This is a genomic window from Streptomyces sp. WMMC1477, from assembly GCF_027460245.1.
GTDB lineage: Bacteria > Actinomycetota > Actinomycetes > Streptomycetales > Streptomycetaceae > Streptomyces.
The window spans coordinates 4,907,560-4,929,943 of the sequence record NZ_JAPZBD010000003.1; the positions used below are offsets into that span (position 1 = coordinate 4,907,560).

1 protein-coding gene and 1 pseudogene are annotated in these 22,384 nt (G+C 70.0%); both read left to right on the forward strand.

Features of this window, described 5'->3' with window-relative positions; all coding sequences use genetic code 11:
- Positions 1-13: 13 nt before the first annotated feature.
- A pseudogene (locus O7609_RS21590) lies at positions 14-5,827 on the forward strand (SDR family NAD(P)-dependent oxidoreductase); the annotation flags it as partial.
- Positions 5,828-5,876: 49 nt separating this feature from the next.
- Positions 5,877-22,247, forward strand: coding sequence for a type I polyketide synthase (locus tag O7609_RS21595; protein ID WP_269744077.1), 16,371 nt, complete (start codon positions 5,877-5,879; stop codon positions 22,245-22,247).
- Positions 22,248-22,384: the final 137 nt, after the last annotated feature.

Here is a 22,384-nt window from a genome sequence, read left to right on the forward strand (position 1 = left end):
CAACGAAGAGAGGCTTCGCGAGTACCTCAAGCGGGTCACCGGGAACCTGCGTGAGGCGCGGCAGCAGATCAAACACATGGAGGCCAGGCGTTCCGAGCCCATCGCCATCGTGGGCATGGGCTGCCGTCTCCCCGGGAGCGCCCACTCGCCCGAGTCGCTGTGGCGCGTGGTCTCCGAAGGCCGCGACGTGGTCTCGGCGTTCCCGGAAGACCGCGGGTGGGACGTCGAGGGCATCTACCACCCCGACCCGGATGTCGAAGGGACGACGTACACGCGGCAGGGCGGGTTCGTCGAGGACGCGACCGCGTTCGACGCCGAGTTGTTCAGGATCTCACCGCGTGAGGCCGTGGCGATGGATCCTCAGCAGCGGCTGCTGCTGGAGACCGCGTGGGAGACCTTCGAGCGCGCGGGCCTCGACCCGACAGCGGTGCGCGGAAGCAACACCGGGGTGTTCATCGGCTCCGGAAGCCCCGGGTACATCTCGGGCGCCACACCGCTCCCCGAGGGCATCGAGGGCTACACCCTCACCGGGAACCTCACCAGCGTGGTGTCTGGTCGGCTCGCCTACACCTTCGGCCTGGAAGGGCCCGCGGTCACGGTGGACACGGCGTGTTCGTCATCACTGGTGGCCCTGCACCTGGCGGTCCAGGCGCTGCGCAACGGTGAGTGCTCGATGGCACTGACCGGGGGCGTGACGGTGCTGCCCGATCCCTGGACGTTCATCGACTTCAGCCGTCAGCGGGCACTGGCCGCGGACGGGCGGTGCAAGGCGTTCTCAGCGGCCGCCGACGGGTTCGGTCCGGCGGAGGGGGCGGGCCTGCTGCTGGTGGAGCGGTTGTCGGACGCGGTGCGCAACGGTCACGAGGTGCTGGCGGTGGTGCGCGGTTCGGCGGTGAACCAGGACGGCGCCAGCAGTGGGCTGAGCGCGCCGAACGGCCCGTCCCAGCAGCGCGTCATCCGGCAGGCGCTGGCGAACGCCCGGCTGTCGGCCGGGGAGGTGGACGTGGTCGAGGCGCACGGCACCGGGACGCCCCTCGGCGACCCGATCGAGGCAGACGCCCTGTTGGCGACCTACGGCGAAGACCGGGACCCGACGAAGCCGTTGTGGTTGGGGTCGGTGAAGTCGAACATCGGTCATGCGCAGGCGGCCGCGGGTGTGGCGGGTGTGATCAAGATGGTCATGGCCATGCGCCACGGCCGGCTTCCCCAGACCCTGCACGTGGACGAACCCTCCCCGCACATCGACTGGTCGACGGGGAGGCTGCGACTCCTCACGGAGGCGGTGACGTGGGAGCGCGACGAAAGCCCCCGTCGGGCGGCCGTCTCCGGTTTCGGTATCAGTGGGACGAATGCGCATGTGATTTTGGAGGAGGCTCCTGGGGGGCAGGAGGTTGTGGAGGGTGAGGAGGGTGTGGGCGCCGATGGTGCCGGTGACGATGGTGTGGTGGGGCTGGGTGGTGTGGTGCCGTTGGTGGTGTCGGGGCGTTCGGTTGGGGGGTTGGTGGCTCAGGCGGGTCGTTTGGGTGAGTGGTTGGGGTCGGGTGGTGGGGTTGGGGTGTCGTTGGTGGGTGTGGGTCGTTCGTTGGCGTTGGGGCGTGCGGGGTTGGAGCATCGGGCGGTGGTGTTGGCTGGTGATCGTGGTGGGGCGGTTGCGGGGTTGGGTGCGGTGGCGGCTGGTGAGTCGGCGGCGGGTGTGGTGTCGGGTGTGGTGGTGCCGGGTCGTGTGGTGATGGTGTTTCCGGGTCAGGGTTCGCAGTGGGTGGGGATGGGGCGTGAGCTGCTGTCTTCCAGTGAGGTGTTTGCGGGTGTGGTGGCGGAGTGTGAGGAGGTGTTGGCGCCGTTGGTGGAGTGGTCGTTGACGGAGGTGTTGCGTGAGGGTGGTGAGGATGTTCTGGGTCGGGTGGATGTGGTGCAGCCGGTGTTGTTCGTGGTGATGGTGGGGTTGGCGCGGTTGTGGGAGTCGGTGGGTGTGGTGCCGGATGTGGTGGTGGGGCATTCGCAGGGTGAGATCGCTGCTGCTCATATCGCGGGTGGGTTGTCGTTGGAGGATGCGGTGCGGGTGGTGGCGTTGCGTTCGCGGGCGTTGGTGTCGTTGGCGGGTGGTGGGGCGATGGCGCAGGTGGCGTTGGGTGAGGAGGCGGTGTTGGAGCTGGTTTCGGCGTGGGAGGGCCGGGTGGGTGTGGCGGCGGTCAATGGTCCGGCGTCGACGGTGGTCTCCGGTGAGGTGGGTGCGGTGGAGGAGGTTTTGGCCCGGTGCGAGGAGGAGGGGGTGTGGGCGCGTCGGATCGGGGTGGACTATGCCTCGCATTCGCCGCAGGTGGAGGAGATCGGTGCGGGTCTTGAGGAGGCGCTTGCGGGGATCAGGCCGGTGTCCTCGTCGTCGGTGGCGTTCTTCTCGACGGTGTCGGGTGGGGTGGTGGACACCGCGACGCTGGACGCGGGGTATTGGGTGCGGAATCTGCGGCGGCCGGTGCGGTTCGCCCCGGCGGTGGAGGAGCTGGCGCGCTCTGGGGCGGGGGTGTTCATCGAGGTCAGTCCTCATCCCGTGCTCACCGGTGGTATCACCGACACGCTCCAGGCGTCGGGCACCGACGCGCCGGCCGGCTGCCCCGCCGTCGTCGAGACGCTGCGCCGGGACCACGGCGGCCTGCGCCAGTTCCTCACCAGCGCCGCCCAGGCGCACGCTTTCGGGGTGGGGTTGGACTGGGATGCTGTTCTTCCGGGGTCTGGTGACGGGGTCCGCGAGCATGTCGATCTGCCGACGTATGCGTTTCAGCGGCGGCGGTTCTGGTTGGAGGGTGTGCGGCGGGGTGGTGTGGGTGATGTGGGTGAGGTGGGTCTGGGGGCGGTGGGTCATCCGTTGTTGGGTGCGGCGGTGGGGGTGGCTGGTCGTGATGAGTGGTTGTTGACGGGGCGGTTGTCGTTGGGGGCGTTGCCTTGGTTGGCTGATCATGCGGTGCATGGGGTGGTGTTGTTGCCGGGGGCGGCGTTGGTGGATCTGGTGGTGCGTGCGGGTGATGAGGTGGGCTGTGAGGTGGTGGAGGAGTTGACGCTCCAGGCGCCGTTGGTGCTGTCGGGGGAGGGTGCGGTGCAGCTTCAGGTGCGGGTGGGTGCGGCTGACGACGGCGGTCGGCGTGAAGTCACCGTGCACTCCCGTCCGGCCCACGACACCGACACCGACCACACCTGGACCTGCCACGCGACTGCCCTCCTGCACGCCGCCGACCCCCGTGGCGCCACAGTGTGGCCCGACGACGAGAGGACGCCCGATCTGGCCGAGTGGCCCCCTGCCGGGGCCCGGCGGATCGACGCCGACGGTGACCCGAGCGGTGCGGTCGACGGCGGCGTCTACGGGCGCATGGCCCGGGCGGGGTACGAGTACGGCCCGGCGTTCCAGGGCCTGACCGCCGTCTGGCGTGGCGGGGACCAGGACCTCTACGCGGAGGTGTCCCTCCCCGCCGAACTGCATCAGGAGGCCGGAGGGTTCGGCATCCACCCCGCTCTGCTGGACGCCGCGCTGCATGCTGTGGTGATCGAGGACCTGGGGCAACGGGCGGACGCGGTGTGGTTGCCGTTCGCCTTCCACGGCGTACGCCTGCTCGCTTCGGGGGCCACCGCCCTGCGCGTCCACCTGAGGCGGTCCGGTGAGGGACAGGTCTGTGTTCGGCTGGCAGACGCCGACGGTCAGCCGGTGGCGGTGGTCCGGTCTCTGGTGTCCCGGCCCGCCGCGCCGGAGGCCCTGCGGGACGCCACGGCTCTCGCGGACGACTCGCTGTTCGCGGTGCGGTGGAACCCCTTGCTGCTGGAACCGGCCGACCCGGAAGCCGCGTCCCCCGCCCTCGCGGTGCTTGGCACGAGGCAGCCACGTACCGGGGCCGACTTCCCCGCAGACCTCGATGGCCTGGCTGAGGCGGTCGACGGCGGGGCACCGCTGCCCGGCACGCTGGTGTGGCTGATGCCCTGCTCGGAGGAGCACGGGGGCACGGGGCCGAGGCCGCTCCCGGACGCGGAACAGGTGCACGACACCGTCTGCCAGGTCCTCGACCAGGCGCGCCGGTGGCTGTCGGACGACAGGTTCTCCGACGCGCAGCTCGTCGTGGTGACCCGCGGTGCTCAGATCGTCCACGACGGTGCGGACGTCCTGCCCGACGCGGCCCAGGCCGCTGGGCTGGGTGCGCTCCGGTCAGCCGTGTCCGAGAACCCGGGACGTTTCCTGCTCGTTGACCTGGACGCCGGGGCCGCCGTGGACGGCGGCGCACCCGCGGACGCCGATGTGGTCTCCGCGCTGCACCGGGTGGTGGCGGCGGCACGGGCGGCGGGTGAGTCGCAGGTCGCGATGCGGGGCGGCTCGGCGTTCGTCCCGCGGCTGGTGCGGGCCCCCTCCGGTGCCCGGGCCGCTGCCCCCACCGACTCGGCTCCCCCCGGTATGCCCACCTCCCCTCCCCGCGCGATCGGGGACGGAACGGTGCTCGTCACCGGAGGCACGGGCGCCCTCGGCGCCCTCCTCGCGCACCACCTGGTGGCCGAGCACGGGGTGCGGAACCTGCTGCTCGTCAGCAGACGCGGCATCGATGCGCCGGGCGCCCCCGCTCTGCGGGACCGGTTGCGGAAGCGCGGGGCCACCGTCGACATTGTGGCGTGCGACGCCGCCGACCATGATGGGCTGGGTGCCGTCCTGCGTGGCCTCCCCGCGTCCGCGCCGCTCACGGGCGTCGTGCACGCGGCCGGTGCCGTGGAGGACGGCCTCGTCGGCGCGATGGACGGGGATCGGGTGCGGCACGTGCTGCGGCCGAAGGTTGACGCCGCGCTCAACCTCCACCACCTCACTCGCGGTACGGGCCTGCGGACGTTCGTGCTGTTCTCGTCGGCCGCCGGGGTTGTCGGGAACGCCGGTCAGAGCAACTACGCCGCGGCCAACGCCTTCCTCGACGCCCTGGTACGTCCCCTGCGGGCGCAGGGAACCCGCGCGGTGTCCCTCGGCTGGGGCATCTGGGAGGAGCCGGAAAGCGCGCTGGTCAGGAAGGCGGGCGAGGACACCGAGAGCCGACTGGCGCACCGCGGTTTCCTGACGTTGCCCACCGAGGTCGCCCTGCGCCACTTCGACGCGGCGATCAGGGGCGAGGAGGACGGCGACGGCACCTCGGAGGAGCTGCTGGTACCGGTCCGCCTGAACCTCCCCGGCCTGAGGGAGGAGGCCGCCGCCGGCGTGCTCTCGCCCCTCTTCCGGGATCTGGTCCGGCAGCCGGTGCGCAGGGGGCGCGCCGCGGGCGCCCCCACGGGCGACACCGCGGGCTCCGCCCTCCCGGCCGAGCTGGCCGCGTTGCCGGAAGCGGAACGCGGGTCGCTGATGCTGAGCGTGGTCCGCACCCACGTGGCCTCCGTACTCGGCCATGCCTCGCCTGAGGCCGTGGAACCGAGCAGAGGCCTGGTGGACATGGGGATCGACTCCCTCGCCGCCGTCCAGCTTCGCAACCGCCTCAGCGCCGTGACGGGGTTGAGGCTCCCCGCCACTCTGGCCTTCGACCGTCCCACGTCCTCCGCGCTCGCCGCGCACCTCCTCGGGGAACTCGGACTACTGAAAGAAGCCTCCGGGGAGGACGGGTGCCGTCAGGCCGACGAGGCCCTGAGGACCGCGGAACGGGAACTCGCGGACTGCTCCCCGGACGACGCCACGCGGGAGCAGTGGGCGCAGATGCTCAGGGACATGCTGCGCGCGGTGGAGAAGAGTGGCGGGCGGGGTTCGGACAGCGGTGACGCGTACGACGTGGCCGCTGCGACGAACGAGGAAATGTTCGAGCTGATCGACAAGGAGCTGGGATCACTCTGACGCAGGCGTGTGCAGGGTGGTCTCCGGCTTCCCAGAGGGGTAGACAACGATGACCAGCGAGGAAAAGAAGCTCCGGGAATATCTCAACCGCGTCGTTGTCGATCTGCGGGACACGCGTCAACGCCTGGCTGAGCGTGAGGCCAAGAGCCAGGAGCCCATCGCGATCGTCGGCATGGCATGCCGCTTTCCCGGCGGCGTGACGTCCCCGGAGGACCTGTGGCGTCTGGTCGAGTCCGCGGGGGACGCCATCTCGGACTTCCCCGACGACCGTGGCTGGGACCTGCAGAACCTCTACGACCCGGACCCCGACGCGGAGGGCAAGACCTACGTCCTCAAGGGCGGGTTCCTGGAGAACGTCGCCGACTTCGACGCCGAGTTCTTCGGCATATCGCCGCGGGAGGCCCTCGGCACGGACCCCCAGCAGCGGCTGCTGCTGGAGGTCGCCTGGGAGGCGTTCGAACGAGCCGGCATCGACCCCCGCTCACAGCGCGGCAGCACCACCGGTGTCTTCGCCGGAGCCATGTACCACGACTACGCGAAGCTGCTCGAAGACGGCGGGAACAAGTTCGAGGGCTTCCTGGGCACAGGTGCTGTCGCCAGCGTGGTCTCGGGCCGACTGGCCTACACCTTCGGTCTCGAGGGCCCCGCTGTCACCGTCGACACGGCGTGTTCGTCGTCGCTCGTGGCGTTGCACCTGGCGGCGCAGGCGCTGCGCAACGGCGAATGCCCGATGGCCCTCGTCGGCGGCACGACGGTGATGCCCACGCCAGGAGTCTTCGTCGGCTTCAGCCGCCAGCGTGGACTGGCTCCGGACGGACGCTGCAAGTCGTTCTCTGCCGCCGCCGACGGAGCGGGATGGTCGGAAGGCGTGGGCATGCTGCTGGTGGAGCGGCTGTCCGACGCGGTGCGCAACGGTCACGAGGTACTGGCCGTGGTCCGCGGCTCCGCCGTCAACCAGGACGGGGCGAGCAGCGGCTTCAGCGTCCCGAATGGTCCGTCGCAGCAGCGGGTGATTCGTCAGGCGTTGGCGAGTGCGCGGTTGTCGGCTGGGGATGTGGATGTGGTGGAGGCGCATGGGACGGGTACGTCGTTGGGTGATCCGATTGAGGCGCAGGCGTTGTTGGCGACGTATGGGCAGGAGCGGGGTGAGGGTCGGGGTCCGTTGTGGTTGGGGTCGGTGAAGTCGAATATTGGTCATGCGCAGGCGGCTGCGGGTGTGGCGGGTGTGATCAAGATGGTGATGGCGATGCGTCATGGTCGGCTTCCCAGGACGCTGCATGTGGACGAACCCTCTCAGCACATTGACTGGTCGTCGGGTGCGGTGGAGTTGTTGTCGGAGTCTGTGGCGTGGGAGGTGGAGGGTGGTCCGCGTCGGGCGGGTGTGTCGTCGTTCGGTATCAGTGGGACGAATGCGCATGTGATTTTGGAGGAGGCTCCGCTGGAGGAGTCTGTGGAGTCTGGGGATGGGGCTGTGGTGGGGTCGGGTGGTGTGGTGCCGTTGGTGGTGTCGGGGCGTTCGGTTGGGGGGTTGGTGGCTCAGGCGGGTCGTTTGGGTGAGTGGTTGGGGTCGGGTGGTGGGGTTGGGGTGTCGTTGGTGGGTGTGGGTCGTTCGTTGGCGTTGGGGCGTGCGGGGTTGGAGCATCGGGCGGTGGTGTTGGCTGGTGATCGTGGTGGGGCGGTTGCGGGGTTGGGTGCGGTGGCGGCTGGTGAGCCGGCGGCGGGTGTGGTGTCGGGTGTGGTGGTGCCGGGTCGTGTGGTGATGGTGTTTCCGGGTCAGGGTTCGCAGTGGGTGGGGATGGGGCGTGAGCTGTTGCGTGAGAGTGAGGTGTTTGCGGGTGTGGTGGCGGAGTGTGAGGAGGTGTTGGCGCCGTTGGTGGAGTGGTCGTTGACGGAGGTGTTGCGTGAGGGTGATGAGGATGTTCTGGGTCGGGTGGATGTGGTGCAGCCGGTGTTGTTCGTGGTGATGGTGGGGTTGGCGCGGTTGTGGGAGTCGGTGGGTGTGGTGCCGGATGTGGTGGTGGGGCATTCGCAGGGTGAGATCGCTGCTGCTCATATCGCGGGTGGGTTGTCGTTGGAGGATGCGGTGCGGGTGGTGGCGTTGCGTTCGCGGGCGTTGGTGTCGTTGGCGGGTGGTGGGGCGATGGCGCAGGTGGCGTTGGGTGAGGAGGCGGTGTTGGAGCTGGTTTCGGCGTGGGAGGGCCGGGTGGGTGTGGCGGCGGTCAATGGTCCGGCGTCGACGGTGGTCTCCGGTGAGGTGGGTGCGGTGGAGGAGGTTTTGGCCCGGTGCGAGGAGGAGGGGGTGTGGGCGCGTCGGATCGGGGTGGACTATGCCTCGCATTCGCCGCAGGTGGAGGAGATCGGTGCGGGTCTTGAGGAGGCGCTTGCGGGGGTCAGGCCGGTGTCCTCGTCGTCGGTGGCGTTCTTCTCGACGGTGTCGGGTGGGGTGGTGGATACCGCGTCGTTGGATGCGGGGTATTGGGTGCGGAATCTGCGGCGGCCGGTGCGGTTCGCTCCGGCGGTGGAGGAGTTGGCGCGTTCTGGGGCGGGGGTGTTCATCGAGGTCAGTCCTCATCCCGTGCTCACCGGTGGTATCACCGACACGCTCCAGGCGTCCGGCGCGGGTGGAGGGGCCGAGGTGGCAGCGGTGGTGGAGACGTTGCGCCGGGATCGGGGTGGTTGGACGCAGTTCCTCACCAGCGCCGCCCAGGCGCACGCTTTCGGGGTGGGGTTGGACTGGGATGCTGTTCTTCCGGGGTCTGGTGACGGGGTCCGCGAGCATGTCGATCTGCCGACGTATGCGTTTCAGCGGCGGCGGTTCTGGTTGGAGGGTGTGCGGCGGGGTGGTGTGGGTGATGTGGGTGAGGTGGGTCTGGGGGCGGTGGGTCATCCGTTGTTGGGTGCGGCGGTGGGGGTGGCTGGTCGTGATGAGTGGTTGTTGACGGGGCGGTTGTCGTTGGGGGCGTTGCCTTGGTTGGCTGATCATGCGGTGCATGGGGTGGTGTTGTTGCCGGGGGCGGCGTTGGTGGATCTGGTGGTGCGTGCGGGTGATGAGGTGGGCTGTGAGGTGGTGGAGGAGTTGACGCTCCAGGCGCCGTTGGTGCTGTCGGGTGAGGGTGCGGTGCAGCTTCAGGTGCGGGTGGGTGCGGCTGACGACGGCGGTCGGCGTGAAGTCACCGTGCACTCCCGTCCGGCCCACGACACCGACACCGACCACACCTGGACCTGCCACGCGGTGGGGGCGTTGGGTATTGCTGACGTGGGTGACGTGGTGGAGGGGTTGGGTGTGTGGCCTCCGGTGGGTGGGGTGTCGGTGGGGTTGGAGGGGTTCTATGAGGGTCTTGCGGGGCGGGGGTATGTGTATGGTCCGGCGTTTCAGGGGTTGCGTGGGGCGTGGCGTGGTGCGGGGGGTGAGGTGTTTGCCGAGGTGGTGTTGCCTGAGGGGCTGCGTGAGGAGGCGGGGCGGTTCGGGATGCACCCTGCACTGCTGGACGCGGTGTTGCAGACGTCGCTCCTGGGACTGGGTGAGGGTGAGGGGACGCGGTTGGTGTTCGCGTTCCGTGGTGTGCGGTTGTTGGCGTCGGGTGCGGTGGGTGTGCGGGCGCGGTTGAGGGGTGTGGGTGGGGATGAGGTGGGGGTGTTGGTGGTGGATGAGGCGGGTGAGCCGGTTGCGGTGATCGAGTCGATGGTGGCCCGGTTGGTGGATGACGGGCAGTTGCGTGCGGCGGTGCCGGCTGGGGAGGACTCGTTGTTCGCGATGGAGTGGGAGGAGTTGCGGGGTGTGGAGGTGTGTGCCGGGGATGGTGTGGACGCGGAGTCGGCTTCGGGTTCGTGGTTGGTGGTGGGTTCGGATGTGTTGGCGGAGCGGTGTGGTTTGACGGGTGTGGGTGTGGAGCGGGTTGTGGGTGTGGGGGAGTGGGTTGATGGTGTGGTGTCGGGTGGGGTGGGGGTTGGGTCGGTGGTGTGGTGTGTTGGGGGTGGTGTGGGGTTTGGGGGGTTGGGTGATGTGCCGGGTGGGGTGGCTGGTGTGGTGGTGGAGGGTTTGGGTGTGGTGCAGGGGTGGTTGTCGGGTGGGGGTGGGGGGCGTTTGGTTGTGGTGACGTGTGGTGGTGTTGGGGTTGAGGGTGGGGTGGTGGATCCGGGTCAGGCTGCGGTGGTGGGTTTGGTGCGTTCGGTGCAGGCGGAGCATCCGGGTCGGGTGGTGTTGGTTGATGTGGATCCGGGTGTGGGGTCTGTGGGTGTGGTGGATGTGCGGGGTTTGGTGGCTGGTTTGGTGGGTGTGGGGGAGTGGTTGGTGGCGGTGCGGGGTGGGAGGGTGTTGGTGCCGCGTTTGGTGGGGGGTGTGGTTGGTGGTGGTGTGGTGGTTCCGGATGGTGGTGTGTGGCGGTTGGAGCCGGTGGGTGGTCGGGGTTCGTTGGAGGATGTGGGTGTGGTTGAGGTGGGTGTGGTTGAGGTGGGTGTGGGGTTGGTGCGGGTGGAGGTGCGGGCTGCGGGGGTGAATTTTCGTGATGTGTTGATTGCGTTGGGGCGGTATCCGGGTGCGGCGGTGATGGGTGCGGAGTTTGCTGGTGTGGTGGTTGAGGTGGGTGCTGGGGTGGTGGGTGTGTCGGTGGGTGATGCGGTGATGGGTTTGTGTGAGGGGGGTTTTGGGGCTGAGGTGGTGGTGGATTATCGGATGGTGGTGGGGATGCCGTCGGGGTGGTCTTTTGAGGTGGCGGCGTCGGTGCCGACGGTGTTTTTGACGGCGTGGTATGGGTTGGTGGATTTGGCGGGGGTGGAGCGGGGTGAGTCGTTGTTGGTGCATGCGGCTGCGGGTGGGGTGGGTTTGGCGGCGTTGCAGTTGGCGCGTTATTGGGGTGTGGAGGTGTTTGCGACGGCGAGTGAGGCGAAGTGGTCGGTGGTGCGTGGGCAGGGTGTGGCTGCGGAGCGGATTGCTTCTTCGCGGGAGGTGGGGTTTGAGGGGGTGATTGCGGAGGCGTCTGGTGGGCGTGGTGTGGATGTGGTGCTGAATAGTTTGACGGGTCCGTTTGTGGATGCGTCGTTGCGTTTGTTGGCTGAGGGTGGTCGTTTTGTGGAGATGGGTAAGACGGATGTTCGTGATGCGGGGGAGGTTGCGGCGGAGTTTCCGGGGCGTTCGTATCGGGCGTTTGATGTGCGGGAGGCGGGTCCGGATCGGATTCAGGAGATGTTGGTTGAGGTGGTGGGGTTGATGGAGGCGGGGGTGTTGGAGCCGTTGCTGTTGCGGGTGTGGGATGTGCGGCGGGTGCGTGAGGCGTTGCGGTTTATGGGTCAGGGGCGTCATGTGGGGAAGATGGTGGTGTCGGTTCCGCGGCGGTTGGATCGGAATGGGACGGTGTTGATTACTGGTGGTACGGGGACGTTGGGTGCTTTGGTGGCTCGGCATTTGGTGGGTGTGCATGGGCAGGCGAGTGTGGTGTTGGTGTCGCGGCGGGGGTTGGAGGCGCCGGGTGCTGGGGAGTTGCGTGCTGAGTTGGTGGGTATGGGGGCGCGGGTGGAGGTGGTGGCGTGTGATGTTGCTGAGGCTGAGGGGGTTGCTCGGGCTTTGGCTGCTGTTCCTGTTGGTCATTCGTTGACGGGTGTGGTGCATGCGGCGGGTGTGTTGGATGACGGGTTGGTGGGGGATTTGACGGAGGAGCGTGTGCGGGGGGTGTTGCGGGCGAAGGTGGATGGTGCGTGGCGGCTTCATGAGGCGACGTGTGGGTTGCCGGGGGTGGCTGGGTTTGTGTTGTTTTCTTCGATGGCGGGTTTGTTGGGTGGTCCGGGGCAGGGGAATTATGCGGCGGCGAATTCGTTTTTGGATGCGCTTGCTGAGTTCCGTCGTGGGCGGGGGTTGCCGGCTGTTTCTGTGGCGTGGGGTTTGTGGGAGGACGATAGTGCGTTGACGGGGGGTATGGCCGAGGCGGATCGGGCGCGGTTGGCGCGGCGTGGGTTCGCGCCGATGCCCGCCGCCCACGCACTCCAACTCCTCGACGCAGCGGTGGAGTCCGGGTGGCCGGTGGTGATGGCCGCGACAGTGGACACCGCCCGGTTGCGGGCGGCGAACACCACCGAGGCGGACCTGCGGGCGCTGCCGGCCCCGATGCGCAGTCTGCTGCCCTCCACCACCTCCCGCACCACCCGCCGCCTCGCCCACAGCGACGACCAGCAGGAGACCGAGAGCCTCCGCAGCCGCCTGACCCAACTCGAAGAAACGCAACAGTTGGATGTGTTGGTGGAGTTGGTGTGTTCGCATGCGGCGGTGGTGTTGGGGCATGGGAGTGCTGCGGGGGTGGAGGCTGATCGGGCGTTTCGGGATGCGGGTTTTGATTCGTTGACTGCGGTGGAGTTGCGGAACCGGTTGGGTGCTGCGGTGGGTTTGCGGTTGCCGGCGACGTTGGTGTTCGACTATCCGACGCCGTTGGTGTTGGCGTCTTATCTGCGGGGGGAGTTGGTTGGTTCTGTTGGTGGGTTGGCGGTGCGGGGTGAGGATGCTGTGGTTCCGGTGGTGGGGGATGTGGTGGATGATCCGGTGGTGATTGTGGGTATGGCGTGTCGTTTTCCTGGTGGGGTGGGTTCGCCGGAGGATTTGTGGCGTTTGGTGGATGAGGGTGGGGATGCGATTGGTGATTTCCCGTTGGATCGGGGGTGGGATCTGGAGGGGCTTTTCGATGCTGATCCGGATCGGGAGGGGTGTAGTTATACGCGGCGTGGTGGGTTTGTTGAGGGTGTTGCGGGGTTTGATGCGGGGTTCTTCGGGATATCGCCGCGTGAGGCGTTGGCGATGGATCCGCAGCAGCGGTTGTTGTTGGAGGTGGCGTGGGAGTCCTTGGAGCGTGCGGGTATCGATCCGACTTCGCTCAAGGGCACCCGTACCGGCGTCTTCATGGGCACTGCGGGCTCCGGGTACGCCGTCGGAGTCGGCGAACTCCCAGAGGGGGTCGAGGGGTACTCGATCACCGGTAAAACCGCCAGCGTCGTGTCGGGTCGGGTGGCCTACGCGTTGGGGCTGGAGGGGCCGGCGATGTCGGTGGACACGGCGTGTTCGTCGTCGCTCGTCTCTCTGCATTTGGCGGTGCAGGCGTTGCGCAATGGTGAGTGCTCGATGGCGCTGGCCGGCGGCGTCACCGTCATGGCGTCACCCGACGTCTTCGTGGGCTTCAGTCGCCAGCGGGCACTGGCCGCGGATGGGCGGTGCAAGGCGTTCTCGGCGTCCGCGGACGGCTTCGGTCCCTCGGAGGGGGCTGGTGTATTGCTGGTGGAGCGGTTGTCGGATGCGCGGCGTCGTGGGCATCGGGTGTTGGCGGTGGTGCGGGGGAGTGCGACGAATCAGGATGGTGCGTCGAATGGTTTGACGGCGCCGAATGGTCCGTCGCAGCAGCGGGTGATTCGTCAGGCGTTGGCGAGTGCGGGGTTGTCGGCTGGGGATGTGGATGTGGTGGAGGCGCATGGGACGGGTACGTCGTTGGGTGATCCGATTGAGGCGCAGGCGTTGTTGGCGACGTATGGGCAGGAGCGGGGTGAGGGTCGGGGTCCGTTGTGGTTGGGGTCGGTGAAGTCGAATATTGGTCATGCGCAGGCGGCTGCGGGTGTGGCGGGTGTGATCAAGATGGTGATGGCGATGCGTCATGGTCGGCTTCCCAGGACGCTGCATGTGAATGAGCCTTCGGAGCACATTGACTGGTCGTCGGGTGCGGTGGAGTTGTTGTCGGAGTCTGTGGCGTGGGAGGTGGAGGGTGGTCCGCGTCGGGCGGGTGTGTCGTCGTTCGGTATCAGTGGGACGAATGCGCATGTGATTTTGGAGGAGGCTCCTGGGGGGCAGGAGGTTGTGGAGGGTGAGGAGGGTGTGGGCGCCGATGGTGCCGGTGACGATGGTGTGGTGGGGCTGGGTGGTGTGGTGCCGTTGGTGGTGTCGGGGCGTTCGGTTGGGGGGTTGGTGGCTCAGGCGGGTCGTTTGGGTGAGTGGTTGGGGTCGGGTGGTGGGGTTGGGGTGTCGTTGGTGGGTGTGGGTCGTTCGTTGGCGTTGGGGCGTGCGGGGTTGGAGCATCGGGCGGTGGTGTTGGCTGGTGATCGTGGTGGGGCGGTTGCGGGGTTGGGTGCGGTGGCGGCTGGTGAGTCGGGGGTGGGTGTGGTGTCGGGTGTGGTGGTGTCGGGTGGTGTGGGGTGGGTGTTTTCGGGTCAGGGTGCTCAGCGTTTGGGTATGGGGCGTGAGTTGGCGGGGGAGTTTGGGGTGTTTGCGGAGGTGTTTGGTGAGGTGTGTGGGTTGTTGGATGTGGAGTTGGGGGGTGTGGTGCCGTTTGGTGTGCGGGATGTGGTGTGGGCGCGGGAGGGGAGTGTGGAGGCTGGTTGGTTGGGTGAGACGGTGTATACGCAGGCGGGTTTGTTTGCGTTTGAGGTGGCGTTGGCGCGGTTGTGGGAGTCGTGGGGTGTGGTGCCGTCGGTGGTGGCGGGGCATTCGGTGGGGGAGGTGGTGGCGGCGCATGTGGCGGGGGTGTTGTCGTTGGAGGATGCGGTGCGGGTGGTGGCGGCTCGGGGTCGGTTGATGCAGGGGTTGGAGCCGGGTGTGATGGTGTCGGTGGGGGCTTCGGTGGGGTGGGTGGAGGAGGCTGTTGGGCGTTGGTGTGGTGGGGGGTTGGGGGATGTGGGTGTGTGGGTGGCGGGGGTGAATGGTGTGGCGTCGACGGTGGTGGCGGGTGTGCCGGGTGTGGTGGAGGGGTTGGTGGAGTGGTTGGAGGGTGAGGGTGGTGGGGTGCGGTGTCGGCGTTTGGAGGTGTCGCGGGCGTTTCATACGCCGTTGGTGGAGCCGATGTTGGGTGAGTTTGCTGAGGCGATTGGGGGTGTTGTGCATTGTGGTGGGGGTGTTCCGGTGGTTTCTGGTGTGTCGGGTGAGGTGATGGATGGTGATGCGTGGGGTGTGGGGTATTGGGTGGAGCAGGCGCGGGCGGCGGTGCGGTTTGATCGGGTGGCGGAGTATGTGGGTGGGTGTGGGTTGGGGAAGGTTGTGGAGGTGGGGCCGCGGGGTGTGTTGTCGGGGTTGTTGCGTGAGGTGGTGTCTGAGGGGTCGTCGGTGGAGGTGGTGGCGAGTTGTCGGTCGGGGCAGGGTGAGGTGTTGTCGGTGTTGACGGCGTTGGCGCGGGTTTATGTCACGGGGACCACTCCTGACTGGGGGGCTTTGCTGCCGCGGGCGTCGGCGGCGGATCTGCCGACGTACGCGTTCCAGCACCAGCGCTACTGGCTGGAGGGTGATGCCCGTGGCGCGCTCTCGGAGGCGCCGGTCGACGCTGCGGAAGGCGCCTTCTGGGACGCCGTCGACGACCAGGACGTCGCATCACTGGCCACGACGCTGGGGTGGGATGCCGAGAATGTGCCGTCCTCGCTGGCCGAGGTCGTCCCGGCGCTCTCGGAGTGGCGGCGCCGCCGACGCGAGCACGCGCTCCTGGACGGCTGGCGCTACCGCGTGACGTGGACGCCTGTAGGCGAAGCGGGCACGGCGGAACTGGCTTCCACGTGGGTGCTGTTGGTCCCTGCTAGCGGCGCCGACGAGGAGCTGGTCGAGGGCTGCCGGGCGGCCGTAACGGCTGCGGGCGGGCGCTTCCACCGTCTGGACGTTCCCGACACCGTCGTTGCGGACCGAGCGGCGTTCGCCGAGCTGCTGTCCTCGGAGTTCGCTTCGGCAGGGGAGCCGGGGGCCACTCTTTCCTTGCTGGGTATGGACGAGCGGCCGCACCCGGATGGGTTGTCCTACGGTCTCGCGGCCACCGTGACATTGGTCCAGGCCCTGGCCACGATCGCAGCAGACGCAGACGCAGACGCAGACGCAGACGCAGACGCAGACGCAGACGCAGACGGGAACGGCGAAGCGAGCGGCAGCGGGGGCGGCAAGCGGGCACCCGGCGGTCCGCTGTGGTGTGTCACCCGGGGTGCTGTGCTGACGGGGAACGACGACCCCGCGCTCGACGAGGTGCAGGCACAGCTCTGGGGGCTCGGTCGTGTCGCAGCGCTGGAGCACCCCCGGTTCTGGGGCGGGCTGCTCGACCTGCCGGACCGGGCGGACCGGGCGGACGAGCTTGCCTGGCAGCAGGCGGTCTCGGCCGTCGCCGCCGGAGGTGACCGCGACAGCGTGCGGGAGGACCAGATCGCGGTGCGGGCGCAGGGCGTCCGGGCCCGGAGGCTGGAACGGGCACCGTCCGTGCCGGACGCACCGACGCGGTCGTGGTCCCCTCGCGACACCGTACTGATCACCGGGGGCACGGGTGCGCTGGGCGCCCGGGTGGCTCGCTGGGCGGCCGACGAGGGCGCGGCGCGCCTGTTGTTGCTGAGCAGGCAGGGCAGCGACGCACCGGGTTGCGACGAGCTGGTGGCCGATCTGGAGACGCGGGGTGTTCAGGTCACGGTAGTGGCGTGCGACGTGACCGACGGCCGGGCGCTGCGCGACGTTGTCGCCGAGGCGCGGGTCTCGGGCCCCCCGATCCGTTCGGTCTTCCACGCTGCCGGGTCGGGGCGGCCGGCCTTCCTCGTCGACACCGATCTCGACGAGGTCGCCGAGGTGGTGGCGGCGAAGGTGACGGGCGCGCGCCATTTGGACGAGTTGTTCGCCGACACGCCCGACACGCCCGACGCGCCCGACGCGCCCGACGCGCTGGGCATGCCGGATGCCTCAGGAGCTGCGGGCGAGCAGGCGCTCGACGCGTTCGTCGTCTTCTCCTCCGTGGCGGGTACGTGGGGCAGCGGCGGTCAGGGGGCCTACGCGGCGGCCAACGCCGCGCTCGACGCCCTGGTCCTGGCGCGCCGTGCCCGGGGGCTGGCGGGGACGTCGATCGCCTGGGGGCCGTGGGCCGAGGGAGGCATGGCGGCCTCCGACGACGTGCGGCGACGGCTGCGCGGTCAGGGACTCGGCGCGCTGCCGCCCGAGTCGGCCATGACGGTGCTCCGCCAGGTGCTCGACGAGGACGAGGCGTACATGGCCGTCGCCGACGTCGACTGGCCGCGTTTCCACGAGCTGTTCACGCTGGCCGGGCCGAGCGCGCTGTTCAGCGGGCTGCCGGAGGTGAGGGAGGCTGCCGCGGCGCGGGCGTCGGGTGCCTCCGGGGCGGCGGCGGAGGCGCGACTGCGGCAGCAGATCGCGGGGCTGCCGCGGGGCGAGGCTGAGCGCCATGTCCTGGCCGTGGTGCGTGGTGAGGCGGCAGCCGTCCTCGGCCATGCGGACCCGGAGGCCGTGGAGCCGTATCGGGCCTTCACGGACCTGGGCTTCGACTCGCTGACGGCCATGGAACTGCGGGCCACGCTGGCCACGGCCACCGGGCTTTCCCTGCCGGCCACGCTGGTGTTCGACCATCCCACGCCGCAGACGCTCGCCCGCTTCCTCCTCAGCAAGGTCTCCGACGTGACGGACCGGGCGCCGGCACGGGCGGCGGCTGCTTCCGGGCCGAGGCCGGCGGACGAGCCGGTCGCGATCATCGGCATGGCGTGCCGCTACCCCGGCGGCGTGACCTCCCCCGAGGACCTGTGGAGGCTGGTGTCCGAGGGCGGTGACGCGATCTCGGGCTTCCCCGTCGACCGGGGCTGGGACCTGGCGGAGCTCTACGACCCGGACCCTGACCACGAGGGCACGAGCTACACCCGTTACGGCGGCTTCCTGCCGGACGTGGGTGAGTTCGACGCGGACTTCTTCGGCATCAGCCCCCGCGAGGCGCTGGCGATGGACCCGCAGCAGCGGCTGCTTCTGGAGACCGCCTGGGAAGCGCTGGAGCGCGCCCGCATCAGTCCTGCGAGGCTGGCAGGCAGCCAGACCGGGGTGTTCGTCGGCGCTTCACCGTCCGGCTACGGCCTGGGGGCTGAGAGCACCGAGGGCCACGCACTGGCCGGTACCGCCGGAGGTGTCGTCTCCGGCCGCGTGTCCTATGCCCTGGGCCTGGAGGGGCCGGCCGTCACGGTGGACACCGCCTGCTCCTCCTCGCTGGTGGCGCTGCACCTGGCGGCACAGGCGCTGCGAGGCGGCGAGTGCTCGCTCGCGCTGGCGGGTGGGGTGATGGTCATGCCGAGCCCCGCCGGGTTCATCGAGTTCAGCCGGCAGCGCGGTCTGGCGGTCGATGGCCGGTGCAAGGCGTTCTCCGCGGACGCCGACGGCACCGGGTGGGCCGAAGGGGTGGGCGTCCTCGCGCTGGAGCGGTTGTCCGACGCCGTGCGCAACGGCCACCAGGTGCTCGCGGTGGTGCGGGGCAGCGCGGTCAACCAGGACGGCGCCTCCAACGGCCTCACCGCGCCGAACGGCCCCTCGCAGCAGCGGGTCATCCGCCAGGCCCTGGCCCACGCCGGCCGGACGGTGGCCGACATCGACATGGTCGAGGCGCACGGGACCGGCACCACCCTGGGCGATCCGATCGAGGCACACGCGCTGCTCGACACCTATGGTCAAGGGCGCCCGGAGGGCGCCCCGTTGTGGCTCGGCTCGGTCAAGTCGAACATCGGCCACGCCGCCGCGGCCGCCGGCGTGGCCGGAGTCATCAAGACCGTGATGGCGATCCGGCACGGCGTCATGCCGAAGACACTGCACGTGGAAGAGCCCTCGCCGCACATCGACTGGTCTTCCGGCGCGGTACGGCTGCTGACCGAGCCGGTCGAGTGGCAGACCGGTGGTCGGCCGCGCGGAGCCGGCGTCTCGTCGTTCGGCATGAGCGGCACCAACGTGCACGTGATCCTCGAGGAGGCGCCGGTGGCCGGTGAGCGTGGCGAACCGGAAACCGGGGACGCCGCGCGCCCGGACGGGCAGGAGGGCGCGGGAGGCTCGTCCGTCGAGCCGGAGCGTGGTCTGCTGACAACCGGTGACCCTGTGCCCTGGGCGTTGTCGGGCCGCAGCGCTGCGGCCTTGGCCGCGCAGGCGCGGCGCCTGCACGACGTGGTCGCGGGTGATACGACGACGCCACTGACGGACGTCGGCTGGTCACTGGTGACCACGCGGGCCGCTCACGAGCACCGCGGCGTCGTGCTCGCCCGCGACCGGAAGGGCATGCTCGCCGCTCTCGAAGCGTTGGCCGTCGGAGAGGAGCGGCCCGACGTCGTACGCGGTCGTGCCCGCTCCGACTGCCGTGTGGTGATGGTCTTCCCGGGTCAGGGTTCGCAGTGGGCGGGGATGGGGCGTGAGCTGCTGTCTTCCAGTGAGGTGTTTGCGGGTGTGGTGGCGGAGTGTGAGGAGGCGTTGGCGCCGTTGGTGGAGTGGTCTCTGACGCACGTGCTGCGTGAGGGCGATGAGGAGTTTCTCGGCCGGGTGGATGTGATCCAGCCGGTGTTGTTCGCAGTGATGGTGGGGTTGGCGCGGTTGTGGGAGTCGGTGGGTGTGGTGCCGGATGTGGTGGTGGGGCATTCGCAGGGTGAGATCGCTGCTGCCCATATCGCGGGTGGGTTGTCGTTGGAGGATGCGGTGCGGGTGGTGGCGTTGCGTTCGCAGGCGTTGGTGTCGCTTGCGGGTGGTGGGGCGATGGCGCAGGTGGCGTTGGGTGAGGAGGCGGCGTCGGAGCTGGTTTCGGCGTGGGGGGGCCGGGTGGGTGTGGCGGCGGTCAATGGTCCGGCGTCGACGGTGGTCTCCGGTGAGGTGGGTGCGGTGGAGGAGGTTTTGGCCCGGTGTGAGGGGGAGGGGGTGTGGGCGCGTCGGATCGGGGTGGACTATGCCTCGCATTCGCCGCAGGTGGAGGAGATCGGTGCGGGTCTTGAGGAGGCGCTTGCGGGGATCAGGCCGGTGTCCTCGTCGTCGGTGGCGTTCTTCTCGACGGTGTCGGGTGGGGTGGTGGACACCGCGACGCTGGACGCGGGGTATTGGGTGCGGAATCTGCGGCGGCCGGTGCGGTTCGCCCCGGCGGTGGAGGAGCTGGCGCGCTCTGGGGCGGGGGTGTTCATCGAGGCCAGTCCTCACCCCGTGCTGCTCGCCGGGATCGAGGACGTGCTGGCGGCCCGTAGCGGGACGGCGGACGGCGTGGCACCCGTCGCGCTGGGGACGCTGCGGCGTGACGATGGCGGCGTCGGGCGGTACGTGACCAGCGTGGCCGAGGCCCACGCGGCCGGCGTGCCGGTGGACTGGGCCCGGGTCTTCGGGAGCGCCTCCCGCCGTCAGGTGACGCTGCCGACCTACGCCTTCCAGCGGCGGCGCTTCTGGCTCGAACCCGCCGCCCCGGGTGCCGGCCGTGCCCTGACCGGGGTGGTGGCGGCCGGTGCCGAGGGCGCAGCCGAGGACGCGGTGGCTGCCGACTTCTGGCGCGCGGTGGAAGCGGGCGACCTGGAGTCGCTGGCCGCCGAACTCGACGCGGCGGGCCAGGTGGACCGCTCGGCGCTGGCGGAGGTGCTGCCGTCTCTGTCGGCCTGGCGTCGACGGCGTGGTGAGGACGCGCTGGTGGAGTCCCACTGCTACCGGGAGACCTGGCTCCGCCTGCCCGCCGCGCCGGCCACGCTGTCCGGTGTCTGGCTGGTGGTGGCGCCGCACCCGGGCACCGTCGCGGGCGTCGACGAGGACCTGGTTGCGGCTTGCGAGGACGGCCTGCGGGCCCGCGGTGCCCGGCCGGTCCGCGTGGAGGTGGAGACCGGCGGGTTCGGGCCCGGGCACGCCGCGTGGGCGAAACAGCTCAGGGCTGCCGTCGACGGCCCGGTGTCCGGCGTCGTGTCGCTGCTGGGGCTCGACGAACGGTCGCACCCCGGGGCGGAACACGTGACGACGGGGCTCATGGGCACGGTGACGCTGGTCCGTGCGCTGGACGAGTCCGACGCGGACGGGCCCGTGTGGACCCTCACCCGGGGCGCGGTCGCCGTGGGCGAGTCCGACGGCGGGGCGGGGGCGCCCTCGGCCGCCCAGGCCCCGCTGTGGGCCTTGGGACGGGTCGCCGCCCTGGAACATCCCGGGCTGTGGGGCGGGTTGATCGACCTGCCCGAGACCTTGGACGAGGGCGCGTGGGAGCGGGCGACCGCCGTGCTGGCCGCCCGCGACGAGGACCAGGTGGCGGTGCGCGGCGACGGTACGTGGGGACGGCGGGTGGAACGCGCCCGGCCCCGTGCCCGCAGCGGCGGCGCCACCTGGCAGCCGGACGGGACGGCCCTGGTGACCGGTGGGACCGAGCCGTTCGGCGCCGCGGTGGCCCGTCTGCTGGTCGACGAGGGGGTACGGCACCTGCTGCTCCTGAGCGCCGAGGGACCGGCCGCCCCGGGTGCGGAGGACCTCCTGAGAGAGCTGCGGGAGGACGGGGCCACCGTGACGGTGGCCGCCTGCGACGTCGCCGACCGACGGGCCCTGGCCGACGCGGTGGCGGAGGCCGAGCGATCCGGACCCGCCGTCCGGACGGTGGTCCACACCTCCACCGAACTGGAGCTGGGGACGTTGACCGGGGTCGACGCCGCCCACCTCGACGCGAACGGCCGCACCAAGGTCCTGGGGGCCCAGAACCTCGACGAGGTCTTCCACGACGTCCCGCTCCACGCGTTCGTGCTGTTCTCCTCGATCTCGGCGTTCTGGGGCAGCCGCGACCACGCCGCCTACGCGGCGGCCAACGCCTCCCTCGACGCACTCGCTTCCCGGCGCCGCGCACGGGGGCTGGCCGCCACCTCGATCGCCTGGGCGGTGTGGGACCTCCTCGATGGCCGGGCCGACGGCGTGAGCCGGGAGGAGGCGGATCAGGCGGCCGACATGCTCGGCGCCCTGGAACGGCAGGGGCTGCCGCCGCTGCTGCCCGCCTCGGCGCTGACCGTGCTGCGACACCTGCTCGACCAGGACGAGGCCTGCCTGGCCGTCGCGGACGTCGCCTGGGAGCGCTTTGCGCCGGTGTTCACCTCCGTACGGCGCAGCGCGTTCCTCGACCACCTCCCCGAGGCACGCCGCGTGGTGGAGGCGGCGGGTGCGGAACAGGAGCCGGACGCGGAGACCGCCGACGCCCTGCGGGAGAGGCTCGCGGAACTGACCGAGTCCGCGCGCCGGCAGGCGCTGCTCGACCTGATCGGCACCCACGTCGCGGCGGTACTGGGACAGGACGCCTCGGCGGTCCTCGACCAGGGCAGGTCCTTCCGCGACCTGGGCTTCGACTCACTGACCGGGGTGCGGTTCCGCGGTCGGCTCGGCGCGGCAACCGGCCTCAAGCTGCCGGCGACGCTGGTCTTCGACCACCCGAACGCGGGAGCCCTGGTCGAACGCCTTCTCCACGAGCTGTTCGCTGACGAGGAGGTGGACCTCGTCGTCGTGCAGCGCGAGCTGGACCGCTTCGGGGAGCTGATCGCACGGGCCGCCGAGGCGGGCCTGCGGGACAGGACCGTCGCTTCCCGGCTCCAGGAGATGGTCGACCTGTGGAAGGGCACTGGTACGGCCGGGAAGGAGGGCAGGTCGGCGGCCGAACGGCTGGAGTCGGCGAGCGACGACGAGATGTTCGCCTTCATCCGTGACCAGTTGGGCAAGTCCTGAACCCGGCCGTGGCACCGTCCGCGCAGGACGGTGCCACGGCCGGGGACCACCGGTACGTCGAGCCGTGAGGACGTCCTCGGCGTACCGGCCCCAGGTGTCTTCAGCTCCGACACCCACCGCCGAGCTGCGTTCTCGCC